This is a genomic window from Pseudonocardia humida, from assembly GCF_023898865.1.
Lineage (GTDB): Bacteria > Actinomycetota > Actinomycetes > Mycobacteriales > Pseudonocardiaceae > Pseudonocardia > Pseudonocardia humida.
In genome coordinates this window covers 123,395-145,189 of record NZ_JAGSOV010000034.1, presented here as the reverse complement: position 1 = coordinate 145,189, position 21,795 = coordinate 123,395, and the positions used below count along the sequence as shown (strand labels likewise).

Below are 21,795 nucleotides of genomic sequence, written 5' to 3'. Positions count from 1 at the left end.
TATCGCATCGATCGCTGCAGTGGTTAACGCAGTGATGTTTGCGATCGTGTTACCGTCGTCCGGCTGACGCAGGGGGTGGCATGACCGAGGCGATCGGGGTCGGAGCGGATCCACGGGCGGCGGACGGCGCAGCGGGCGCGGGCTCGTTGCGGCACTTCGTCGCGGTGGCCGCGATCATCGTGCTGTTCCTCGCCACGGCGAGCGCACCGTCCCCGCTCTACGTCGTCTACCAGCGGCTGTGGGGCTTCTCCTCGGGTGTGCTCACCGTCGTCTTCGCGGTGTACGTGGTCGGCCTGCTCGGCTCCCTGCTGGTGGTCGGCGGCCTGTCCGACCACGTGGGCCGCCGACCGGTGCTCGGCGCGGCGATCGGGCTGCAGATCGTGGCGCTGGCGTTGTTCGTGGTCGCCGGGGACGTCGTGGTGCTCTCGGTCGCGCGGTTCCTGCAGGGCATCGCCACCGGCGCGGCGATCACCACGCTGTCGGCCGCGCTGGTCGACCTGGAGCGGGCGCCGGGCCGCGCCGGGGTCGTCAACTCGGTGGCGCCGGTCGGTGGCCTGGCGGTGGGCGCGCTGGGCAGCGGCGCGCTGGTGGAGTTCGCGCCGTGGCCGACCCGACTGGTCTACCTCGTCCTGCTGGTCGCGTCGGTGCTCGCGGCAGTGGCGGTGGCGGTGATGCCCGAACCCACCGAGCGCCGACCGGGGGCGCTGGCGTCGCTGCGGCCGCGGGTCGGTGTCCCCGCCCGCCTGCGCGCCGACGTCCTGACCGTCGCTCCGATCCTGATCGCCCTGTGGGCGCTCAGCGGGCTCTACCTCTCCCTCGGACCGTCGGTGGTGGCGGAGGTCTTCGGCCTGCGCAACCACCTGGTCGGCGGGCTGGTCGTCTCCGTGCTGTGCGCCACCGGTGCGGTGACGTCGTTCCTGCTGCGCCACCGGTCGGCGCCGGGGATGCTCGTGCCCGCGGCCGTGTCCCTCGGCCTCGGAACCCTCATCACGCTCGTCGGCACCACCACCGGCAGCGCCGTCGTCGCCGTGGTCGGGACCGCCGTGGCGGGCCTCGGGTTCGGCGCGGGATCACTGGCCACCTTCGGCACGTTCGCCCGCATCGCGGCCCCGCACGAGCGGGGCGCGCTCTTCGCCGTGGTCTACGTGATCGCGTACCTGGCCTTCAGCGTCCCGGCGGTGGCCGCGGGCTTCGCCACCGGCGCGGTCGGGCTGCTGGCCACCACCGAGGTCTACGCCATCGCCGTCATCGCGCTGACGGTCATCGCGCTGCTGCTGCGGCTGGTGCTGCACCGGCGCACGATCAGCCCGCGTCCCGACCGCTGATCCGCCCGCGAACCGCCTCCTCGACCACGTCCGCCCGTTGCGCCACGTCGTCGACGCGGGCCAGGGCCGAGGTCAGGTCGGCCCGGTCGTGCTCGTCGGTGATCCCGCGCAGGTTCGTCTCGACCGCCAGGCGCGCCGTCGAGGCCGCCGCCCGGGCCGCGGCCGTGGCCGCGGCGACGTCGCTGACCAGGTTGGCGTTGGCGATCGGGAGCAGCCGCTCGGCCAACGACACGAGCTCGGTCGCGGCGTGGATCACCGCGCGCGGTGGTTGCGCCGCATCCCGTTGCGCGCCGGCGAGGGCGGCGCGCCGAGCGTCCTTCTCCCGCTCGCTGGTGCTGGGCATCCCCATCGCCTCGGCCACGGCGGCGAACGCCGATTCGTCCGCCGCTGCCGCCGCCATGCACGCCTCGCGCTGGGCGTCGGCCGCCTCGACGATCTCGCGGATCGCGTCGGCGTGCTCGTCGTCGGTCGTGAACCGCCCGACCATCGCGATCAGCGAGGCCGACAGCGCAGCCTCGACAGCGGCGGTGGCGCCGGCGCCGGGCGCCGGTAGCCGCGCCGCCAGCTGGACGAGGAACTCACCGAGGGTCTGGCTCTGCAGCTCCTGCCCGGTGGGCGTCGCGGACGGGGGGCTGGGGTTCGTCGGAGGGTGAGGCACCGCTGGAGTATCGCTTCGGCGGCCCGATGCCGCCGGAGGTGTTCGCGCGGGGCAGTCGGGCGAGCGATCGTGCAGCATCGTCGGATGGCATCGAGCGCGGGCGAGAGCAAGGCGGCGTTGCGGGCGCGGCTGCGGGCGGCCCGGCGGGCGATACCGGCGCCGGTCCGCGCCGCACGGGCCGAGGCGCTGACCGCGATCCTCGCGCGCCTGGTCGCGACCGGCAGCGGGCCGGTCTGCGCCTACGTCCCGAGCCGCAGCGAACCGTGGTCCGCGGGGGCGCTCGAGGTCCTGCGGGAGACCGGACGGGAGATCCTGCTGCCGGTCGTGCCGGTTCCGCCGGGACCGCTGCAGTGGGCCGCGTACGAGGGGCCGGGGGCGCTGGCGCCGGGCCCCTTCGGCATCGCCGAGCCGACCGGGCCGCGCCTGGGCGCCGATGCGGTCAGCCGGGCCACCACGATCCTGCTGCCCGCGCTGGCCGCGGACCGACGTGGCGTGAGGCTCGGGCAAGGCGGCGGGTACTACGACCGGACCCTGTCCCTCGTCGCCCCCGGGGTTCCGCTGGTGGTCGTGCTCAACGACGAGGAGTTGGTCGACGAGCTCCCGGCCGAACCGCACGACCGCCGGATCACCGTCGCCGCGCTCCCCAGCGGGCTGGTGCCGGTGGGCGGCAGCGTCTGAACGACTCGTCACGGGATGTCCGAGGGCCGGTCACGGGGGTGGGTGTCGGGACGCTCGCCCCGCACCGTGTTGGCCTCCCGGCTGTTCTCGACGAACATCGTGCTCGTGCCACCGCGATCCGAGCCGGAGCCACCAGCCGGCGACGACCGACCGACGCATCCGCATGGCGCAATCGCCGAGCTCCGCGCTCGAGCGGCGATGGACGCCCTGCTGCGCGATACCCCGATCCCCGCTCCGCATCTGCCCAAGAACCTGCCGCTCTACCTGCGGCGGGAGACCCTCGGCGACGTCGTGGCCACCGACCGCCTCTACCGGCGCATCCTCGACCTGCCCGGCGCGGTGGTGGAATCGGTGCTCGCGTTCGACGAGATCGGGCACCCGACGTTCCCGGGCGAGACACCGGCGGTGCTGGAGAGCCTCGACCTGTCGGGTGTGCGGCTGCGACGGTTCGAGTTCCAACCGCACCTGTGCTTCGCAATCCGTCCTGTGTCAGCCGCACGGTCGAGGACGGCGAGCGGTGTGGACGACGGCGGGCGGCAGGTTGCGCCAGACCGTCCGGCTGGTCGTGACCTCCTCGAACAGCGCGTGGAGGTGGGCGAGGTGGGCGCGGGCCGGGCCGGCCCGGCGGGTCGCGGCGTAGCCGAGCTGGGTGAAGGCGCCGTGCGCGGTCATCGCCCCGGCCAGCCGCTGGTGCAGGGAGGGGGCGTCACCGGTGGGGAACGCGGCCCACGGCAGGCCGCTGATCACCACGTCGGCCTGGAGACCGCGGTCGCGGAGGAGATCGGGCACCTGCCGCGCGTCGGCGTGCAGCACGTCGACGTCGGGGAAGCGCTCGGCGAGGGTGGCGGCGAAGCGCGGGTTGAGCTCGACGGCCAGGTGCCGTCCGCGTCCGCCCAGCCGCCGCCGCACCTCCTGGGTGACGACTCCGGAGCCGGCGCCCAGCTCGACCACCAGGGGGTCCCCGGTCTCCGGGACGGGCAGGGCGAGTGCCCGGCAGACGGGGGGCGCGCTGGGTGCCAGGGACGCGACGTCCCAGGGGGACCGGGCGAACTCCAGGGCGAAGGTGAGGGCGTCGGTCGTACGGGGCACGAGTCTCCTCGGCGGTCGGGCGCGGTGGTGTCCGATGGGTCAGGACGCTCGACGGGTCGGGACGAGGACGCGGCGGCGCCGGTCCCCGTGCGGGATGCCGGTGGCGACCGCGATGGCCGCCGCGGCGCGGGCGGCGAGTTCGGCGCGGGTGCCCTCCGGGGCGAGCGCGGGCAGCACGGTCAGCTCGCAGGCCGGCGCGGACAGGCGCAGGACCCGGCCGATCGAGTGCAGCAGGCTCTGCTCGCCGACGAAGGCGGCCTCCGGCGCGGTCCGGCCGCGGCTGGTCAGGGTGACCGCCACCGGCCGGACCGGTACCCCGGCCTCCAGCGCTGCCTGGAACGCCGCCCGGCGGAACGGCCCGGCCGCCGCGCCGCACCACGTCGTGCCCTCCGGGAACGCCACCACGGTGTGCCCCGACCGCAGCGCGGCGGCCATCTCGGCGACCGTGCGAGGCAGCCGCCGCACGCTGCGGCGGTCGATGAACAGCACGCCCGTCGCCGCGGCGACCGGGCCGATCACCGGCCAGCCGCTCAGCTCCCGCTTGGCCAGCATGCGCACCGGGGCCACCGAGCACAGCGCCAGCACCTCGATCCAGGACACGTGGTTGGCCACGACGAGGGACCCGGAGCCGCCGAACGGGCGGCCCGGCGGACCGGCGTGGTGGAGCCGGACCGCGACGCCGATCGCGGCCAGCACGGCACCGCACACCGCCCGCAACCACCGCTCCCGCAGCGGACGCGGGGACAGCACCAGCAGCGGAGTGGTCACCGCGGCCATCGCCAGCACCACGGCCGTCACCGCGGCCCGCACCGCCGCGCGACCCCAGGTAGCGGGTCCGGTCGCGGGGCCGCCGGAGGCGCAGCGCGCGTCGCACGGGGAGGTGGGCACCCAGCCCGTGCCCGCGGTCGGGTGCACGTGGGCCATCCTCAGCCACCCAGGAAGTGGCGGCCGTAGCGCGGGTCCAGGTGGTCGACGCCCAGCAGCACCGGGAAATCGGCGCACCTGAACTCGGGGTCGTGGGCCGGTGGACCGCACACCCACGCGCCCAGCCTCAGGTAGCCGCGCAGCAGTGGCGGCACCGGGCCGCGCCCGGTCGAGCGCGGCACCGGCCACGGCCGGCGGGGGTCGACCCGGTAGCGCGACGGTGCGAGGTTCCGCTCGCGCACCCGGTGCCAGACGCCTGCCGCCGTCGCGCCCCCATCGGCCAGCGACACGCTGGCGCACCCGACCAGCCACCGGTTGCCGGTGAGCAGCAGGTACCGGCCGAGCCCGGACCAGACCAGCCCGACCACCGCCCCGGTGCGGTGCCCGGGGTCGACGCAGGACCGGCCGGTCTCCACCAGGCCGGGCCGCAGCTCGTCGAGCGGGCCGAGGTCGAACTCGGTGTCGGCGTACAGGCCGCCGGCCGCCGCGGCGCCCGCGGGGGACAGCAGCCGGTAGGTCCCGACGATCGCGCCGGTGCTGTCGTCCCGGACGACGAGGTGGTCGCAGAAGGCGTCGAACCGGTCGATGTCCAGGCCCGGCTCGGGGCCGCTGAGGAGGGCACCGAACTCGGTGGTGAAGACGCGGTGGCGGAGTCGTTGGGCGGCCCGGACGTGGTCCGGCTCGGTGGTCAGCAGCAACGAGTACGACGTCGACGACTTCGGTGTCTGCACGAGGACCTGGCAGGAAGCCATGACCGGTAGTGGTACGGGGCGCCGATGACGGAGCCGATCCCGTGGCGCCGCCGGCCGGTGGCGCGGGCGTGAACAGTCGTCGGCCGCGGCCGGCCGGGGCTCGGACGGCCGTCAGCCCGGCGGCTCCGGCTGGGGGTTCAGCGCGACCGCCGAGAAGTCGACCGCGGCCACGAGCAGGCCGACGCACAGCACCAGGCCGAGCAGGAGCAGCGCGAGCACCGCCAGGCGCACCGGGGCGAGGTCCCGGGCGGCGGTCGCGGGAGCACCGAGGAGTCGTTCGAGTCCGTCCATGCCCGCGAGCCTGGCCGCGGCACCCGGTGCGGACCAGCGGGGTCCGCCCGGAAGCGCGGGCGGTGGACACGGGATTCTCCCGTCGGGCACCCGCACCGCAGGCCCGCTGCCGGGGTCCACCGGCTCCGGATTGGCCATGGTCGTCCGCGCCGACCGACGCAGGATGGACCCATGGCCGTCGTCGACCTCCGTCCGCTCCCCGTCACCCGCGACCCAGCCCGGCGGCTCCCGCAGCTCCTCGGCGGGCTGGCGCTCTACGGCCTGAGCATGGCGATGCAGATCCGCGCCGGGCTCGGGCTCAACCCGTGGGACGTGCTGCACGAGGGCCTCGCGGAGCGCACGCCGCTCAGCTTCGGCGCGGTCACCGCCGTCACCGGGGTGCTCGTGCTGCTGCTGTGGATCCCGCTGCGGCAGCGCCCGGGCGTCGGCACGGTCGCCAACGTCGTCGTGATCGCCGTGGCGGTGGACGCCGCGCTGCTCGTCATCCCCGCCCCCGACGCGCTCGCGCCGCGGATCGCGCTGCTGGTCGGTGGTGTGCTGCTCAATGGGGTAGCGACGGCGGCCTACGTCGGGGCGCGGCTGGGGCCCGGCCCGCGCGACGGGCTGATGACCGGGTTGTGCGCGCGCACCGGCTGGTCGGTGCGGGTGGTCCGGACCGGCATCGAGGTGCTGGTGCTGGCCAGCGGGTGGTTGCTCGGCGGGACGGTGGGCGTCGGCACCGTGCTCTACGCGTTGGCCATCGGCCCGCTCACACAGCTGTTCCTGCCGTTCCTCGCGGTGCGCGAGCGGCCATGAGCACGTGGCCGGGAATCGGTGGTGATCATCGTGGTGCGGGGGGTACTACGCTCCCGGCGTGGCCGAGTCGCGACCGCAGTTGTCCGCCGTCGAGCAGCGGGTGCTCGGTGCGCTGTTGGAGAAGCAGCGCACGGTCCCGGCGAGCTACCCGCTCACCCTCAACGCCTTGCGCACCGCGTGCAACCAGGCGAGCAACCGCGACCCGGTCACCGAGTACGACGACTCGTCGCTGCAGACGACGCTCAAGGAGCTCAGGGACCGCGAGCTGGTCCGGCCGGTGTGGACCGGGGCGGGGTCCCGGGTCGTCAAGTTCCACCAGCGGCTCGAGGAGCACCTCGGGATCGGCGAGCCGGAGCTGGCGGTGCTGACCGTGTTGCTGCTGCGTGGGCCGCAGACCCCCGGCGAGCTGCGGACCCGGACCGCGCGGCTGCACCCGTTCGGGGACCGCTCCGAGGTGGAGGCCGCGCTGCGCGGGCTCGCCGGGCGGCCGGAGCCGCTGGTCGTGGAGTTGGAACGCCGGGCGGGTCAGCAGGATCGGCGGTGGGCGCACCTGCTCGGCCCGCTGCCGGAGGCGGCACCTCCACCCGCGGCTGTCGACCGGGACGTCGTCATCGCCGCGGGCGCCGATGCCCGCAATGCCCGGGTGCTCGCCGGGTACGACGCGGCCGCGGCGGGCTACGCGCGGGGACTGTCGGCCGAGCTGGCGCACAAGCCGTTCGACTGCTGGTTGCTCGACCGCATCGCCGCCGAGGCGGACGGCGGACCGGTCGCGGACGTCGGCACCGGACCGGGGCACGTCGCCGCTCGGCTCGCGGCGTCCGGGGCCTCGGTGATCGGTGTCGACCTGTCGCCCGCGATGGTCGACGAGGCCGGGACCCTGTTCCCGGACGTCGAGTTCGAGGTGGGTGACCTGGCGAACCTGCTCCGCCCGCGGGCCGCGGCGGGGTGGGCGGCCATCACCGCGTGGTACGCGTTCGTGCACATGGCCGGCTCCGAGCTCCCGGCCGTGATCGCCGGGCTGGCCCGGGTGCTGGTCCCCGGCGGACGCCTGGCGTTCGCCCTGCACGTCGGGGAGGAGGTGCGCCACGTCGACGAGCTCTTCGGTGCCCCCGTCGACCTGGACTTCGTGCTGCACGACGCCTCGGAGGTGGTCGACGCCGTCACCGCCGCCGGGCTGGTGGACATCGAGTGGTACCTGCGGTCCCCGCTCCCCGACGTCGAGACGCCCACCGACCGCCTCTACGTCCTGGCGCGCCGGCCTCGCTGATCGGCAGTGGGTGTCTTCGCACGGGACCACGCAGACCCTGCGACGTGGCTCCGGAAGGCGGTGGTCGTGGGGTCCACCGTGCGGCCGCCGGAGGGGATCAGCCGGTGCCCTGCACGACGGGGGACGGCGCGACGGTAGGACGGCCGGTACCAGGTTCGTGCCTCGGCGCCGGGGCACGATGTCCTGGTGGACGAGACCCTGGGAACGACCCTGCGACGCTGGCGCGACCGCCTCTCCCCACGCGACGTCGGTCTGCCCGAGCGCGCGGGACGACGGACGGCGGGGTTGCGCCGGGAGGAGCTGGCCGTCCTGGCCGGGTTGTCGGTGGACTACCTGGTGCGCCTGGAGCAGGGGCGCGCGACGAGCCCCTCGGCGCAGGTCGTGGCGACGCTGGCCAGGGCGCTGCAGCTGCAGCCCGACGAGCGCGATCACGCCTACCGGCTGGCGGGCCTGCTGCCGCCCGCCGCGGGGACGATCTCGACGCACGTCCCCGCCGGGGTGCAGCGCATGCTCGCCCGCCTCGACGAGTTCCCGGTGGGGGTCTTCAGCGCCGACTGGACGCTGCTGATGTGGACCCCGTCGTGGGCGGCGCTCATCGGGGACCCCGCTGACCGGACACCGGAGCAGCTCAACCTGGTCCGCGCGGTGTTCACCGACGGCCCGGGCGGTCTGGCGTCGTGGCCGGTGCGCCAGGACGAGGACGGTGCGCTGGGGGACGCGCTGGTCGCCGACCTGCGCGCCGCCCTCGTCGACCACCCCCACGACGCGGGCCTCGCCGCGCTCGTGGCGGAACTGCGCGCGACGAGCGCGGACTTCGCCCGGTCGTGGGACCACGGCGCGGTGGGTCGGCACGTCTCGGCCCGCAAGACCGTCGACCACCCGCAGGTCGGTGCCATCACCTGCGACTGCGACGTCCTCACCGTCCCCGGCAGCAGCCTGCGGATCGTCGTCTACACGGTCGCGACGGGTTCGCCGGACGCCGAGAAGCTGGAGTTCCTGCGGGTCACCCGCGGGGTCCGCGCTGGTCCGAGCGCCTGAACGGCTGCGCGGGCACCGCCGTGACGGGTGGTCGTCATGCGTCGGTGGACGTGCCGGTGGTTCACCCGGTGCGACCACGCAGGAAGATGCCCGAGGCGGGCTTGGGCGAGAAGTACGTGCTCTTGGCCGGCACCACCTCGCCGGCATCGGCGATCGCGGTGATGGTCTCGAGCTCCGGCGCGGGCAGCACGAACAACGCCCCGCCGTCCGCATCGCACGCGGCGAGGAGGACCTCGGTCGGGGCCCGGGTCAGCTCCACGACGGTGCCCGCGGGGAGGTGGTCGAGCGCGCGGGCGTGCAGCAGCGAGACGTCCAGCCCCGGTGCTCCGGGCGGCCGCTCGCCCGGGTAGCTCGCGGTGTACCAGCGGTGCTCGAGGTAGACCGCGATGCCCGACTCCGACGCCTCCCGGATGTCGGCGGCCGGGCGGACGTCGAAGCTCGCCCCGAGCAGGTCGCGGAGCCGCACCGGGTGGACCGGGCCGGTCACCCGCCGGTCGAACGAGCTCAGCTGCAGCCCGCCGAGCGGGTAGGCCACGCACAGGACGCCGCGGCCGCAGACGCGCCCGGAGCGCTCCCACACCTCGAGGCCGGCCGCGACCCGGTGGTGCCCGTCGGCGATGTAGTGCGTCGCGGCGTCCAGTTCGCGGCGCAACCGATCGGTCTGCGGGCCCTGCGGGATCTGCCACACCGTGTGGCGCGTGGCGCCGGGCCCGTCGATGTCGCGGACCGGCCGCAGCGCGGGCACGCTCGCCAGCGTCGCGCGCACCACGGGTCCGGCCCGGTGCAGGGTGCTCACCAGCTCCACCCGCTGCGGCGTCGTCGTGAGGTAGCGCGCCAGCGCGTCGACCCGGTCGGCCTGCACCGACTCGTGACCCCGCACGCGCCCGTCGAGGAACGCCTCCGGCGCGATGTCGCAGACGATGCCGACGTGCTCTCCGTGCGGCGTGCGCTGCCGGTAGACGTAGAGCGCCGGGGCCATCGGCTCGTAGGCGTCCGGGTGCACCGGGCGGGGTGCCGCCCGGGCGGCGACCGCGACTTCGGACATGGGGGCGACCTCGACGGCAGCGGCCTCGGCGCGGACCAGCCACGCGTCGAACGGACGTACGACGTGGGTGCCGCGGGTGGTCGCCGGTCCGGCTCGCGCGGCCATGGGCGCGACGATGCCCCCACGCCCCGAGTTCTGCAACGGGTCCGGCGCCCCGCGGTCCTGGGTCATACCCGCAGCGCGCCGACGGCGACGCGGGCCGTGCTGCCGATCACCGCGTCCACGGCCGGCAGGTGGACCTCGGCGCGGGCGGCCCGGGTGAACACGGCCACGGCCACCGGCGGCTCGCCGCGGTACTGCACCACGCCGACCTCGTGGCGCAGCGGGCCCAGCGTCCCGGTCTTGCCGGCCACCCGCACGGCCGGGTGCGGGAAGCCGGCCGCCAGCCGGTGCGGCCAGACCTGCTGGCCGAGCACGGTCCGCATGTACGCGCACTGGGCGGGGCTCGCGGCGGTGTCACTCCAGATCGCGGTGAGCAGCCGGGTCATGTCCCGGCCGGTCGTCGCGCTGGACAGCAGCGGGTCGAGGGCGGACGGGTCGGCCGGGCGGTCGTTGTCGGCGAGCCGGGACATCGCGTCCTGCAGCGTGTCGGCGTCGGTGTCGCGCACGAGGGTGTCGTAGGTGTCGCGGGTGCCGCCGCGCACCGTCGTGGCGTGCAGGCCCAGCACGCGCAGGACGTCGTGGACGCGGGCCAGGCCGACGGCGTCGAGCAGGGCGTCGGCCGCGGCGTTGTCCGACACGATGATCATGGAGCGGGCGACGTCGCGCAGCGACATGGTCACCGGGTCGCTCATCGCCGAGACCCCGGTGGGGCCCGCGGTGCGCGCCTCGGGCAGCAGCCGCACCGGCTCGACCGGGTCGAGCGCGCCCTCGTCGACGGCCCGGCAGAACGCCACCAGCAGCGGCAGCTTGTAGACCGAGGCCATGACCACCCGGCCGTCGGGGTCGACGGCGACCTCCGGGCCCGGCCCGTCGGGGTCGATCCGCACCGCGTGCAGCCACCCGCGCACCCCGGCCCCGGCGAACAACTCCCGGATCCGCGCCTGCGGGCCGGTCACGGGGTGCCCGCCGGCTCGACGAGGGCCGCGGTGAGCGCGGCGACCAGCTCCGGGGGCCGCTCGCCGGGGGACCCGCCGGGAGCGACCACCCGCAGCCGCAGCGGCAGGACGTCGCCGGGCACCGGCACCCGCAGCACCCCGGCGGCCCCGACCGCGGGATCGGCGGTGAGCACGCAGGCCCGACCGGTGGCGGCCAGGGCGACCGCGGCCCGCTCGTCGGCCGCCCGGGTCGTGCCCGCCGTGACGCCGTGCTCGTCGAGAGTGTCGACCAGCAGGTCGTGCGCCGGCGGGTTGTCCTCGCGCGGCGGGACGGCCAGCGGGACGCGGATCAGCTCGCGCAGCCGCGCCGGCGCCCCGCGCGCCACCGGATGCGGGACCAGCAGCGCCGTCGGCAGCCGGACCACCGCACCGGCGGCCAGCGACCCCAGCACCGCGGGATGGACCACGACGGCCACGTCCAGCCGGCCCTCGGCCACGGCCTCGACGAGGGCGGTGGTGGACGCGGTGTGCAGGGTGACCCCGCCGCGCGCCCGGCCGGGGGCCCGCGCGGCCGCGGTGGACGCCAGGCGGGCCGACGCGGCCAGCGGCAGCTGCGGGACGACGCCGAGCCGGACGCCGCTGCGCCCGGCCGCCTCGCCCCGCGCGGCCTGCCGCAGGGTCTGCTCGGCCTGCAGCAACCGGTGCGCGTGCGGCAGCAGGGCGGCGCCGGCCTCGGTGAGGTCGACCCCCTGCGGGCCGCGGTCGAACAGCCGCACGCCCAGCTCGGCCTCCAGGCGCTGCAGCCCGCGCGACAGCGGGGGCTGGGAGATCCCGATCCGGCGCGCGGCGAACCCGAACTGGCGCTCCTCGGCGATGGCGACGAAGAACCGGACGTGCCGGAGCAGGTCCACCACGCCTCCCACCTGGTTCGATACCCGGATTGTTCGAAACGGCTGTCGATAGCGTATTCGACATCGTCGCGCCGTCCCGGGTTGACTGCCGCTCCGAGACGACGGGGGAGACCGGGATGGTGTGGACGGGTGGGGGCCGCGGGCGGGTCCGGCGGCCGGTGGCGGCGCTGCTGGCGGCGGTGGCGATCGCGCCGCTCACGGGCTGCGGGCTGTTCGGCGGGGGAGCCGAGCAGGCGGCGGGGACGTTCCTCGACGCGCTGACGGCGGGTGACGTGCCGGCGGCGGCCGCGGCGACCGACGACCCGGCTGCCGCCGCGGAGCTGCTGGGCTACCGGACCGCGCTCGAGCCGGTGGCCGTGCGCGCCGACGGGCTGCGCGTCGAGGAGCAGGGCACGGTGGGCACCGCGTCGTTCACGCTGTCCTGGGACTTCGGCGCCGGCCGCAGCTGGACCTACGACACCCGCGCCGGGCTGCGCGAGACCGCGGAGGGCTGGCGGGTCGACTGGACGCCGTCGGTGCTGCACCCCGAGCTGGATCCGGGGGAGCGGCTGCGGCTCGACACGCTCGACGTCGAGGTCCCGGCCGTGCTGGCCGCCGACGGCGCCGAGCTGCTGGCCCCGCAGCGGGTGGTGACCCTGCTGCTCGACCCCGCCGCGGCGGACCGCGAGGTCGCCGGGGCGCTGGCCGGGCAGCTGCGCGAGGTCGACCCGACGATCACCGAGCGGTCGATCCTGGACGGCGTCGCGGCCACCCCCGAGGGGCAGCGGTACCGGGTCGTCACCCTGCGCGGGCCCGACCACGACCGGATCGGGGCCGCGCTGGCCGACCTGCCCGGGGTCGGGACGGTCGAGGACACCCGGCTGCTGTCGGCCGACCCCGGGCTGTCCTCCCCGCTGCTGGCCGGTCTCGCCGAGGCGGCCACCGAGGAGAGCGAGGCGGACGCGGGCTGGCGGATCGCCGCGGTCGCGCCCGACGGCGGCACCCGGGTCCTGCACGACGCCGCACCTCCGGCCGCGCAGCCGCTGGTCACCTCGGTCGACATGGACGTGCAGCGCGCGGCGCAGGCGGCGCTGGCGCCGCTCGAGCAGCAGGCGATGATCGTGGCCGTGCGGCCCTCGACCGGGGACGTGCTGGCGGTCGCCCAGACCCCGGCCGCCGACCGCGAGGGCGCGCCCGCCCTCGTCGGCCGCTACCCGCCCGGCTCCACCTTCAAGATCGTGACGACGGCGGCCGCGCTGCGGGCGGGCGCGGCGGCCGCGGACTCGGTGCTGCCCTGCCCGTACACCGAGAACGTGCAGGGCCGCCAGATCACCAACGACGGTTTCGCCCTCGGCGACGTGCCGCTGCACACCGCCTTCGCGAACTCGTGCAACACCACGATGGCCCGCCTCGCCGTCGACCTCCCGCCCGACGGGCTCGCCGAGGTCGCGGCGCAGCTGGGCCTCGGTGTCGACCACGTCGTGCCGGGCACGACCACGATCACCGGGTCGGTGCCGCCTGCGCCACGCCCCGAGCAGCGCGTGGAGTGGTCGATCGGCCAGGGCGAGGTGCTGGCCAGCCCGTTCGGGATGGCGCTGGTCGCCGCGGCGGTGGCGCGCGGGCAGGCGGTGACCCCGGTGCTGCTGCCCGGGCGGGAGACCACGTCCGACCGGGAGCCGGCGCCGCTGCCGCCGGACGTGGTCGCGGACCTGCGGGCGATGATGCGCGAAACCGTCACCGACGGCAGCGCCACCGCCCTGGCCGACCTGCCCGGCGTGGCCGGCAAGACCGGCACCGCCCAGTTCGGCGACGGGTCCCGCTCGCACGGCTGGTTCGTCGCCACCGCCGGTGACCTCGCCGTGGCCGCGCTCGTCGTGGACGGCGGGTCGTCGGCCCCCGCCGTGCAGGCCACCCGCCGCTTCCTCGAGCCGCTCCTGGGCTGAGCCCCACGGCGCGGAACGAACCCCGCCGCGCGGGGATCACCACCGGCCGGCGGCGCGTCCGAGGACCGGGCGCAGCACGTCGAGCAACGCGGCGGACGTCCTTGCGGGGCTCTGCCCGGTGGTGTCGAGGACGGTGCTGCCGGTCAGCGCGGCTCGCAGCTGCTCCGCCTCCGCGACCGCCCGACCGGCCACCTGGTGCTGGAGCGCGCGCGGCGCTCCGCGCAACTCGTCACCCGCCAGCAGCGCCGACTCGCCGGCGGCCCGGCGGCGGACGCGGTCGGTCAGCGTCGCGGCGTCCGCGTCCAGGCGGATCACCGTGACCGGATGCTGCGGCAGCGCGTGCAGGACCGGTCGCGGGTCGCGCGCCACGACGAGCAGCGCCCCGGCCCCCCATCGCTGGTAGCCGCGCCAGAGCGTCGCGAGGAGGGCCGACTCCACGGCGGGGTCCGGGCCCGGGTGCACGAAGCCGAGTTGACCGAGGTCGACGTACGCGGTCGGGACGTCGCGCTCCCACAAGCTGCGCAGGACGTTCCACGCGGCGGTCGACTTGCCCACCGCCGTGGCGCCGGTGACGACGACCACGGGCGCCGGTCGCGGCGCGTCGTCGGCCGGGAGCGGGGGGATCACGCGGACCGGGCCGGGACGCACGACGCACCGATCCATGAGGGCGTCGACGGTCTCGTCGGACCGCTGCCCGGTGGTGTCCAGGACCGTGCCGATGCCGGAGCGGTCGAGCTCGTCGAGCGCGTCGAAGAGCTCCGGGAGCAGATCGGCCGACGAGCCACGACCGAGGAACCGGCGGCGCAGCTCGGCGCGGTCACAGCGCAGCCGGACGAGGGTCACGTCGACGTGGGCCGCACCCGCCCCGTCCGCGAGGTGGGGCTCGATGCCCCGCTGCGGGTCGACGACGCCGGACACGATCACCTGCTGGACGCCGCGGAGGCGGAGCGCGGCGACCACCCGCAGCAGGTTGGCGGCCTTGATCCCGTGACCGGCGGCGCCACCGCCCGGCGGGGGCCCGATCAGCCCGAGCTGATCGAGATCGACGTAGGCGACGTCGCCCCCCAGCTCCGCGATGCGGGTGAACAGGCCCCAGCCGGCGGTCGACTTCCCCGTCCCCGGTGCGCCGCTCACCCAGAGGACGGGCGTGCTGTTCCTCCCCATCGCAGGCGACGCTATGCCATGCGTCCACCGGGTTGCGCCCGTCGATCCGGGGTCAGCTCCGGTGGTGCGGCACTTCGGGACCGCCTGCGGGATGCCGCCCCGGGAGCGGCGGCACCGGTCCCGGTCGCGCGCCACTGCCGGGGACTGACCCCGAAGGCCCGACCGAACCGGCGGGCGAAGTAGCTCGCGTCGCGGAAACCCCAGGAGCGCGCGATGGCGGCGATGGAGTGGTGGCCGCGGACGGGGGCCACCAGGTCGGCCTTCGCGCCGTCGAGCCGCTGCTCGATCACCGACCCCTCCAGGCTGGTGCCCAGCGCCTCGTAGACCTTGTAGAGGGTGCGGACCGAGATGCCGTTCGCCGCCGCGATCCGCGCCGGGGTGAGGTCCGGGTCGCGCAGGTGCGCGCGGACGTAGGCCTGCACGCGAGCCGCGGTCGAGGCGTGCATCGCCTCACCCAGGCGCCGGGAGTCCCCGGCGGCGGACAGCACGAGGGCGCGCATCAGCTTGACGGTGGCCGCCCCGACATCGGCGGCCGCGGTGCTGACCCGCAGCGTGCCCGCCCCGGTCGTCACGCGGGTGACGTGGTCGCGCACGAGTGGGTAGAGCGGGCTGGCCCGCAGCTCGCGGGCGGCGCTGCGGACGGCGTCCACCGGGAGCCCGAGCTCGTCGACGTCGACGTGGAAGGCGTAGGAGGCGCCGCCGGCGGGCCACCGGTAGACGTACGGGGCGGCCAGGTCGACCAGGATCATGTCGCGCGGGCCGAAGACGCGGTCCTCGCGCTCCCACAGCATGTGGTTGCCGGCGCGCAGGGGCAGGGCGAGCGCGATCTCCTGCCGGTCCATCGCGCGGGCCATCCGCGGCGTGCGCCGCAGGGTCGTGCCGGACGCGTCGATGGTGAGGACCTTCGTGCTGCCGAGCTCGAAGGCGTGCACCTCGGCACGGACGTCGGCCGGGTCGGCGAAGGTGGCCGCGCTCGTCGAGCAGTTCGCGCTCACCGTGGTCTGGAAGGCCTCGGCCCGGTCGGCGGGCGGCACCGAGGTCGTGTCGAGGACCAGCACTACGAGACCTCCGGATCGGTGGGGACGCCGGGATCGAGCCAGCGCAGCGCGTCGCGCAGCTCCCGCGGGGCGCGGGCGAACTGCTCCTCGGCGGCCCGCCTGCCCTGCGCGAAATGGCTCCAACCCTCGTAGTGCACCGGGACCACGGCGCGGGGCCGCAGCACCTCGCACAGCCGCACGGCGTCGCGCGCCGTCATCGAGTAGCGGACCGGGCCGGTGACCGGGAACCGGACGCCGCCGAGGTGCGGGACGGCGACGTCGACGCGCAGGCGACCGGCGACGTCGAGCAGCTCCCGGTGCAGCACGGTGTCGCCGGTGATCCAGAGGGCGGCGCCGCCGCCCAGCGCGAAGCCGACGACGTCGCCGACGATCGCGCGCGACAGCGGCGGCCCGTGCCGGCACGGGGTGGCGGTGACCTCGATCGCCGCCCGGCCCGGGGCGTCCAGCACGGTCGTCGACCCGGCGGCCAGCCCGACGACGCGGCCCGGGTCGACCGCGCCGGACCCGGCGAGGCGGCGGGCCCCCGACCGCGTGGTGACGACCGTGCCGGCCGACGCCAGGAGCGCGCGCCCGGCGTCGTCGAGGTTGTCGCCGTGGTGGTCGTGGGTCAGCAGCACCGCGTCGACGCGGCCGATCTCCGCGGCCGGCACCGCCGGGCCCGCGGTCTTGACCGAGGAGGTGCCCCAGCCGAAGGCGTAGCGGCGGCCCGGCGGGTCGAACGTGGGGTCGGTCAGCAGCCGCCACCCCCCGACCTCGATCAGCAGGGTGGGGCCGCCGACGTGGGTCAGCCGCATTCCGTCACCGACCCACCGGCTCGGCCGCCACGACGTCGGCCGGCGGCGGGTGGTCGACGAGCACCGGTCGTTCGGTCGGGTGGCAGGGCATGCGCGGGCCTCCGTGATCTCGGCCGACCCGCCTCACCGGATCGGCGAGGCCCAATCTGGCACTCGGTGGTCGCGCCGACTGTGCCCAGGAAGCACAGTGCTTGGCCGTGCGTGCAACGTCGCCGGTCCGAGGTTCAACGGCGCGGTGGGGCGCGGACTCAGCCGGACCGCTCGCCGACCAGCTCGGCCGGACCCGGTGTGGTTAGAGGTGGGCCGGACCGGCTATGGATGCAGCAGCAGTGGGCGGCGCCCGGTGACCGGGCCGGGCCGCACCGGAGCGGAGGAGGTGGAGGGCGGATGGTGGCGCGAGCACCCGTCCATCGGCGAGGCCACGTCCACCAGGCGCTGTTCTACGACTCCGACGACGAGCTCCTCGACGCCGTCGTGCCCTTCGTCGAGGAGGGGCTGAAGGCGACCGAGCCGACGCTGGTCGCGCTGAACGACCGGGCGTCCGACCTGCTCCGCGAGGCCGTCGGGCACCCCGATCTGATCTTCCTGGGCGGGCGCACCCGGCGCCACGACCCGGCCAGCACGATCCGGCACCACCGCGAGCTCCTCGCCGCGCACGTGGCCGACGGCGCCCGGCACATCAGGGTGGTGGGGGAGACCCCGCACCCCGGCCACGGTTCGCCGTGGGACTGGTGGGCCCGCTACGAGGCGGCGATCAACCACGCCTACGCGGAGTTCCCGCTGTCGAACGTGTGCCCCTACGACCGGCGGATCACCCCGGGCGCGGTGCTCGAGGACGTCATGCGCACCCATCCCTGGCTCGCCGCGGACGACGGGGCGCACGTGGCGAACGCGCACTACGAGGAACCCCGGCGGTTCCTGCTCGGGCGACCCGTCTCCGCCGACCCGCTGGAGACCACGTCCCCTCCGCGGTTCGAGCTGCTCGACCCGACGCCCGCGGCGGCCCGGCGCGCCGCGCGCGCCTGCGCGGACCTGCTGCCCGCGGACGCGGTGGACGCCGACGACGTGGTGATGTGCGTGAACGAGGCGGTCACCAACGCCCTCACCCACGGTCGGAGCCCGGTCAGGGTGCGGCTGTGGTGCTCGGCGGACCGCCTGGTGGCATCGGTCGCCGACCGGGGTGCCGGACCCCCGGACCCGTTCGTCGGGCTCCTGCCCGCGGCCAGCCGCGGATCCGCGGGCCTCGGCCTGTGGATGGCCCACCAGATGTGCAGCCACGTCACCTTCCACCGGACCGAGGACGCCTTCAGCATCGGGCTGGTGTTCGACGCGCGGGACGGGGGCCGCTAGCCGTGGACGCCACGACGACCACCCGCCACAAGGGCCTGCTCCGCTCGCGCACGGCCTCCGGCGACACGCAGACCGCGATCGACACCTGGTACCGGGCCGCGGTGGAGCGCGGGCAGCGGATCTGCACCGTCGGGACGCTCCCGCTCACCGGCACCGCCGCGGCGCGGGAAACCGCCCTCGACCCCGCGGACCTGCACCCGTCGGCCGAGCCGGCGCGGTTGGTGCAGCGGGCCCTCGGCGACGGCTACCAGGGGCTCGGCGTCCTCATCCACGCCGACGAGGTGATCGCCACGACGTCCGAGCGGTTCCACGACGCCGTCGAGACGGCGCTGACCGACCTGTGCACAGATCACCCGGTGGAGGTGCTGTGCGTCTACGACCGCCCCGGGGTCGGGACGGACTGCCTCGACCTGGCCGTCGAGCACCACGAGGGGGACCTGCGCGAAGAACAGCTCACCGTGCGCAGGACGACCGACGTGGTCCACGTGGCCGGCGAGGTGGACATGACGAACCTCGACGTGCTCGACACCGCGCTGCGCGCCACCGCACTCGCGCGCGGCAGGCGGTTGCGGATCGACCTGAGCGAGGCCACGTTCCTCAGCGCCGGCGCCGCGCACGTCCTGCACCGGCACGCAGCGGTGCTCCGGCAGGCCGGCGCGCACGTCGAGCTGCACGGCGCCGCGCCCCCCGTGGCCCGCGCCCTGCAGCTGGTCGAACTCAGCCTGCGCTCGCCCGGCTGACCGTTCTCCGGCCGCCTGAGGGGTGCGGTCGGCCACTTCGCCGCCACGCCGGCGGGCGCGGCTCGGTGACGTTGCGGTGTTCGGGATGAAGGCCCGGGATCGTGGCCGCGGACGCCGTCCCGGGGGACCGGGACGACGTCCGGACCGCGCGAGCAGTCGGGTTACCAGGCGTGCAATTCGTGCCGTGCTGGATCGGTCTCGGCGTCATGGCGACGACGGCCGTCGGATGACGCAGACCCACGGCGCTGTGCCTCGTCGCGGCGTGCTCCGCGTGGGTGCCCGGTGCTCGTGCCGGGATGCCCGACCGGGAGCGCGAACCTTCTCCTCCGGTCCGAGCCTGGCCTGTCGGGGTCCCGGTGCAGCCAGGTCTACTCCGCATCGGCGTTCCGCACAAGGGTGAACACCCAGCGCTACCGGCCCGCCCCTGTGGGAGAGTCGGGCCATGTGCCGCTGGCTGGGCTACTCCGGCGATCCCATCCGTCCAGAGGAACTGCTCTACCAGCCGGCGCGGTCGCTGATCGAGCAGAGCAAGAGCCACGCCCCCGACGTCGCGATCGCCAACGGGGACGGGTACGGCCTGGGGTGGTACGGCACCGGCGAGCGACCGGGGCTCTTCCGCAGCGCCTCGCCGGCCTGGGGCGACCGCAACCTGCGTGAGATCAGCGCCCAGCTGCGCTCGCCGCTGTTCCTCGCCCACGTGCGCGCCGCGACCGGCACGCCGGTGCAGCAGACCAACTGCCACCCCTTCCGGCACGACGACTGGATGTTCGTGCACAACGGCTTCATCGACGGCTTCGACCGGGTGCGCCGCGAGCTGGTGCTGGCCGTCGATCCGGCGCTGTTCCTCGGGATCGAGGGCTCCACCGACTCCGAGTTGATGTTCCACCTGGCGCTGACCTTCGGGTTGGCCCAGGACCCGCTGGGCGGGCTGGAGCGGATGGCGGGGTTCGTCGAGGCGGTCGGCCGCCGGGCCGGGGTGGCGCACCCGCTGCAGATGACGGTCGGGGTGAGCGACGGCGTCCGGCTCTACGCGGCGCGGTACGCCAGCGGGCCGGAGGCGAACACGCTGTTCGTCAGCTCCTCGGTGCGCGACGTCCGGCTGCTCTACCCGGAGAACGAGCGCTTCCAGCACTTCTCAGACGAGGCCCGGGTGGTCGTCTCCGAGCCGCTGGTCGACCTGCCGGGGCTGTGGCGGGAGATCCCGCCGGGCACGGCGGTGGTCGTGCAGCCGGGTGACGATCTCGAGGTCCCGTTCCGCCCGCAGGCGCCCTGAGCTCCTCGTCAGGCCCCGCGCATCCGGGGCTTCCGCGCGTACATCGCCTGGTCGGCGGAGGTCAGCACCTGGTCGGCGGACATCGCCGGGTCCTGCGGGCCCAGCTGCACCGTGCCCGCGCTGACCCGCGCCCGCACCGGGCGCCCGGCCACGTCGATGGGGGTGCGCAGCGCCTCGGCGATGCGCTCGGCGCAGTGCTCACCGGCCGGGCCCGCCCCGTCGGCGGTCCCCAGCAGCACCGCGAACTCGTCACCGCCCAGCCGGGCGACGGTGTCGCCGGTGCGCACCGCGGCGTTGATCCGCTCGGACACCCGCACCAGCAGCTCGTCGCCCGCCGCGTGCCCGAGCGTGTCGTTGACCAGCTTGAAGTCGTCCAGGTCCAGGTAGACCACGGCCAGCGGGCGGCGGTCCCGGGCGTGCAGCTCCAGGGCGTGCTCCAGCCGCTCGCGGAACAGCGCCTGGTTGGCCAGGCCCGTGAGCGCGTCGTGGAACGCCTGGTGGTGCAGCTCCTCCTCGCGGGCGGCGAGCCGCGCGGCCAGGAGGGCGTTCTCGCGCAACGTCAGGTACTGGCGCAGGAGCAGCAGCAGGACCAGCGCGAGCACCCCCACCTCCTCGGCGGGCGAGGGCTGCCCCCCGATGAACTCGGTGACGATGACGACCGCCAGCGCGATGCCGATGGGCACGTAGGGCAGCAGCCCACCGGACGGCACGATCGCCTCGCGCACGCCGACCGCCGCCGGGCGGACGTCGCCGCGGTGGCGGTCGAGCAGCGCGGCCAGCGCGAGGCAGCCCAGCCCGAGGCTCCAGACGACGTCCAGCGCGGTCCCCGGCTCGTAGCCCTCGGTCGCGGTGAGGTAGACGAACCCGCTGTCGGCGACGCTGTTGAGCACCAGCCCGGCGACGAGCAGGGTGAGCGGCAGGCGGGGCCGCCCGGCCGGCGCTCGGGCCAGGGCGAGCACGGCGAGCACGGCGATCAGCACGTCCAGCACGGGGTAGGCCACCGAGACCGCGGAGGCCAGCGGCTGGCTCGCCTCCGCGGCCCGCACGGCCGCGCCCAACGCGGTCGCCCAGCTCACCAGCACCAGCGCGCCGCTGGTGGCCATCCCGTCGAGCAGGTCCTGCAACCGGTGCACCCGCCCACCGCGGTCGAACAGCAGCAGCACCCCGGCGCAGGCCAGTGGCCCGAACGCGAGGTAGGCCACGTCGGCGACCGACGGGAACGGGTCCCGCCCGGTGGCGTCCAGCCAGGCCCAGATCGCGTCACCGACGGCCCAGCAGGTCAGCGCGGCCCCCAGGGCGCTCCACGCGCGCCTGCGACGACCGGCCGAGTGCACCGCCCGCCAGATCCCGCAGCCGGCGGCCGTCGCCGAGGACACCAGCGCGCTCAGGTTCGCGACGAGCGCCTGGTCCAGCCCGGGCCGCTCGGGCAGGAACAGCACGGCCACCGCGAGGCCGGTGACGGCGAGCACCACCACCAGCGCTGCCGCGGGCGCCCTGCCCACCGAGGCGCCCATCGGCTGTCCCCCCTGTCCAGCCGGCGATCATCGCACGGCCCCGGGACGGCGTGCATCGCCCGATGGTCGCGCGTCGAGCAGGAGATCCGTCGATCTACCCCCCGGGGTCAACGGTGGCCGGTGGCGACGAGCGCCGCCATCGCGAACGCGACGTGGCCGGCGGCGTCGGT

21 protein-coding genes are annotated in these 21,795 nt (G+C 75.8%); 9 read left to right on the top strand and 12 right to left on the bottom strand.

The window, feature by feature from the left end; all coding sequences use genetic code 11:
- The first annotated feature begins 80 nt into the window (after positions 1 to 80).
- Positions 81 to 1,325, top strand: a complete 1,245-nt coding sequence (locus KDL28_RS15260; RefSeq protein ID WP_252439048.1) for an MFS transporter — start codon at positions 81 to 83, stop codon at positions 1,323 to 1,325.
- Here the strand turns inward: KDL28_RS15260 and KDL28_RS15255 are convergent.
- A complete protein-coding gene (locus KDL28_RS15255) occupies positions 1,303 to 1,983 on the bottom strand; it encodes a cyclodeaminase/cyclohydrolase family protein (protein WP_252439046.1) in 681 nt (226 codons plus the stop codon). The two genes, KDL28_RS15260 and KDL28_RS15255, sit on opposite strands and share 23 nt — an antisense overlap.
- Before the next feature lie 84 nt (positions 1,984 to 2,067).
- On the opposite strand from KDL28_RS15255, the gene KDL28_RS15250 reads away from it, so the two are divergent.
- Positions 2,068 to 2,661, top strand: coding sequence for a 5-formyltetrahydrofolate cyclo-ligase (locus KDL28_RS15250; protein WP_252439044.1), 594 nt, complete (start codon positions 2,068 to 2,070; stop codon positions 2,659 to 2,661).
- Between the two features lie 489 nt (positions 2,662 to 3,150).
- Here KDL28_RS15250 and KDL28_RS15245 read toward each other — a convergent pair whose 3' ends face one another.
- The 4 genes from KDL28_RS15245 to KDL28_RS15230 all read right to left on the bottom strand — a co-directional run bounded on the left by KDL28_RS15245 (position 3,151) and on the right by KDL28_RS15230 (position 5,717).
- A complete protein-coding gene (locus KDL28_RS15245; protein WP_252439042.1) occupies positions 3,151 to 3,750 on the bottom strand; it encodes a class I SAM-dependent methyltransferase in 600 nt (199 codons plus the stop codon).
- A 39-nt stretch (positions 3,751 to 3,789) separates the two neighbouring features.
- A complete protein-coding gene (locus KDL28_RS15240; protein WP_252439040.1) occupies positions 3,790 to 4,674 on the bottom strand; it encodes a lysophospholipid acyltransferase family protein in 885 nt (294 codons plus the stop codon).
- 2 nt (positions 4,675 to 4,676) lie between these two features.
- Positions 4,677 to 5,426 carry a GNAT family N-acetyltransferase gene (locus tag KDL28_RS15235; RefSeq protein WP_252439038.1) on the bottom strand — a complete coding sequence of 250 codons (750 nt, stop codon included), beginning with the start codon at positions 5,424 to 5,426 and terminating at the stop codon, positions 4,677 to 4,679.
- Positions 5,427 to 5,537: 111 nt separating this feature from the next.
- Positions 5,538 to 5,717: a hypothetical protein gene (locus KDL28_RS15230; RefSeq protein WP_252439036.1), complete on the bottom strand. Its 180-nt coding sequence runs from the start codon at positions 5,715 to 5,717 to the stop codon at positions 5,538 to 5,540.
- Between the two features lie 171 nt (positions 5,718 to 5,888).
- Between KDL28_RS15230 and yczE the strand changes: the two genes are divergently transcribed.
- The 3 genes from yczE (at position 5,889) to KDL28_RS15215 (ending at position 8,817) form a co-directional block, all read left to right on the top strand.
- A complete protein-coding gene (gene yczE, locus KDL28_RS15225; RefSeq protein ID WP_252439034.1) occupies positions 5,889 to 6,512 on the top strand; it encodes a membrane protein YczE in 624 nt (207 codons plus the stop codon).
- A gap of 58 nt (positions 6,513 to 6,570) precedes the next feature.
- The gene (locus tag KDL28_RS15220) at positions 6,571 to 7,779 is read left to right on the top strand and encodes a DUF480 domain-containing protein (RefSeq protein ID WP_252439032.1); all 1,209 of its coding nucleotides are present in this window, start codon (positions 6,571 to 6,573) and stop codon (positions 7,777 to 7,779) included.
- 186 nt (positions 7,780 to 7,965) lie between these two features.
- Positions 7,966 to 8,817: a helix-turn-helix transcriptional regulator gene (locus KDL28_RS15215; RefSeq protein WP_252439030.1), complete on the top strand. Its 852-nt coding sequence runs from the start codon at positions 7,966 to 7,968 to the stop codon at positions 8,815 to 8,817.
- 61 nt (positions 8,818 to 8,878) lie between these two features.
- Here the strand turns inward: KDL28_RS15215 and KDL28_RS15210 are convergent, their stop codons facing one another.
- The 3 genes from KDL28_RS15210 to KDL28_RS15200 all read right to left on the bottom strand — a co-directional run bounded on the left by KDL28_RS15210 (position 8,879) and on the right by KDL28_RS15200 (position 11,813).
- The gene (locus KDL28_RS15210) at positions 8,879 to 9,967 is read right to left on the bottom strand and encodes a DUF1015 family protein (protein WP_252439028.1); all 1,089 of its coding nucleotides are present in this window, start codon (positions 9,965 to 9,967) and stop codon (positions 8,879 to 8,881) included.
- Between the two features lie 62 nt (positions 9,968 to 10,029).
- Entirely contained in the window at positions 10,030 to 10,920 is an 891-nt protein-coding gene (locus tag KDL28_RS15205; RefSeq protein ID WP_252439026.1) for a serine hydrolase, read from the bottom strand.
- Positions 10,917 to 11,813, bottom strand: coding sequence for a LysR family transcriptional regulator (locus tag KDL28_RS15200; RefSeq protein ID WP_252439024.1), 897 nt, complete (start codon positions 11,811 to 11,813; stop codon positions 10,917 to 10,919). The genes KDL28_RS15205 and KDL28_RS15200 overlap by 4 nt, the downstream gene beginning before the upstream one ends.
- A gap of 113 nt (positions 11,814 to 11,926) precedes the next feature.
- Between KDL28_RS15200 and KDL28_RS15195 the strand changes: the two genes are divergently transcribed.
- A complete protein-coding gene (locus KDL28_RS15195; protein ID WP_252439022.1) occupies positions 11,927 to 13,732 on the top strand; it encodes a penicillin-binding transpeptidase domain-containing protein in 1,806 nt (601 codons plus the stop codon).
- Positions 13,733 to 13,768: 36 nt separating this feature from the next.
- On the opposite strand, the gene KDL28_RS15190 is transcribed toward KDL28_RS15195, so the two are convergent.
- From KDL28_RS15190 to KDL28_RS15180, 3 genes are read right to left on the bottom strand one after another with little or no spacing between them, the layout of a single operon-like run.
- Positions 13,769 to 14,896: an adenylate kinase family protein gene (locus KDL28_RS15190; RefSeq protein ID WP_252439020.1), complete on the bottom strand. Its 1,128-nt coding sequence runs from the start codon at positions 14,894 to 14,896 to the stop codon at positions 13,769 to 13,771.
- A gap of 11 nt (positions 14,897 to 14,907) precedes the next feature.
- A complete protein-coding gene (locus tag KDL28_RS15185) occupies positions 14,908 to 15,954 on the bottom strand; it encodes a helix-turn-helix domain-containing protein (protein WP_252439018.1) in 1,047 nt (348 codons plus the stop codon).
- Positions 15,954 to 16,748 (bottom strand): MBL fold metallo-hydrolase, encoded by a 795-nt coding sequence (locus tag KDL28_RS15180; RefSeq protein ID WP_252439016.1) that lies wholly within the window; start codon positions 16,746 to 16,748, stop codon positions 15,954 to 15,956. The genes KDL28_RS15185 and KDL28_RS15180 overlap by 1 nt, the downstream gene beginning before the upstream one ends.
- A 387-nt stretch (positions 16,749 to 17,135) precedes the next feature.
- Between KDL28_RS15180 and KDL28_RS15175 the strand changes: the two genes are divergently transcribed.
- From KDL28_RS15175 to KDL28_RS15165, 3 genes are all read left to right on the top strand, one after another.
- Entirely contained in the window at positions 17,136 to 18,098 is a 963-nt protein-coding gene (locus tag KDL28_RS15175) for an anti-sigma factor RsbA family regulatory protein (RefSeq protein ID WP_252439014.1), read from the top strand.
- Positions 18,099 to 18,100: 2 nt separating this feature from the next.
- A complete protein-coding gene (locus KDL28_RS15170; protein WP_252439012.1) occupies positions 18,101 to 18,838 on the top strand; it encodes an STAS domain-containing protein in 738 nt (245 codons plus the stop codon).
- A gap of 442 nt (positions 18,839 to 19,280) precedes the next feature.
- Positions 19,281 to 20,111, top strand: coding sequence for a class II glutamine amidotransferase (locus KDL28_RS15165; protein WP_252439010.1), 831 nt, complete (start codon positions 19,281 to 19,283; stop codon positions 20,109 to 20,111).
- 8 nt (positions 20,112 to 20,119) lie between these two features.
- On the opposite strand, the gene KDL28_RS15160 is transcribed toward KDL28_RS15165, so the two are convergent.
- On the bottom strand, positions 20,120 to 21,625 hold the full coding sequence (locus KDL28_RS15160) for a GGDEF domain-containing protein (protein WP_252439008.1): 1,506 nt from the start codon (positions 21,623 to 21,625) through the stop codon (positions 20,120 to 20,122).
- Between the last annotated feature and the right edge of the window lie 170 nt (positions 21,626 to 21,795).

What these genes read in the sequence shown, in the direction of transcription:
- KDL28_RS15260 (WP_252439048.1), top strand. Translation starts at nt 81, where the DNA reads ATGACCGAGGCGATCGGGGTCGGAGCGGATCCACGGGCGGCGGACGGC.
- KDL28_RS15250 (WP_252439044.1), top strand. Translation starts at nt 2,068, where the DNA reads ATGGCATCGAGCGCGGGCGAGAGCAAGGCGGCGTTGCGGGCGCGGCTG.
- KDL28_RS15240 (WP_252439040.1), bottom strand. Translation starts at nt 4,674, where the DNA reads ATGGCCCACGTGCACCCGACCGCGGGCACGGGCTGGGTGCCCACCTCC.
- KDL28_RS15235 (WP_252439038.1), bottom strand. Translation starts at nt 5,426, where the DNA reads ATGGCTTCCTGCCAGGTCCTCGTGCAGACACCGAAGTCGTCGACGTCG.
- KDL28_RS15230 (WP_252439036.1), bottom strand. Translation starts at nt 5,717, where the DNA reads ATGGACGGACTCGAACGACTCCTCGGTGCTCCCGCGACCGCCGCCCGG.
- yczE (WP_252439034.1), top strand. Translation starts at nt 5,889, where the DNA reads ATGGCCGTCGTCGACCTCCGTCCGCTCCCCGTCACCCGCGACCCAGCC.
- KDL28_RS15210 (WP_252439028.1), bottom strand. Translation starts at nt 9,967, where the DNA reads ATGGCCGCGCGAGCCGGACCGGCGACCACCCGCGGCACCCACGTCGTA.
- KDL28_RS15195 (WP_252439022.1), top strand. Translation starts at nt 11,927, where the DNA reads ATGGTGTGGACGGGTGGGGGCCGCGGGCGGGTCCGGCGGCCGGTGGCG.
- KDL28_RS15190 (WP_252439020.1), bottom strand. Translation starts at nt 14,896, where the DNA reads ATGGGGAGGAACAGCACGCCCGTCCTCTGGGTGAGCGGCGCACCGGGG.
- KDL28_RS15180 (WP_252439016.1), bottom strand. Translation starts at nt 16,748, where the DNA reads ATGCGGCTGACCCACGTCGGCGGCCCCACCCTGCTGATCGAGGTCGGG.
- KDL28_RS15175 (WP_252439014.1), top strand. Translation starts at nt 17,136, where the DNA reads ATGGTGGCGCGAGCACCCGTCCATCGGCGAGGCCACGTCCACCAGGCG.
- KDL28_RS15165 (WP_252439010.1), top strand. Translation starts at nt 19,281, where the DNA reads ATGTGCCGCTGGCTGGGCTACTCCGGCGATCCCATCCGTCCAGAGGAA.
- KDL28_RS15160 (WP_252439008.1), bottom strand. Translation starts at nt 21,625, where the DNA reads ATGGGCGCCTCGGTGGGCAGGGCGCCCGCGGCAGCGCTGGTGGTGGTG.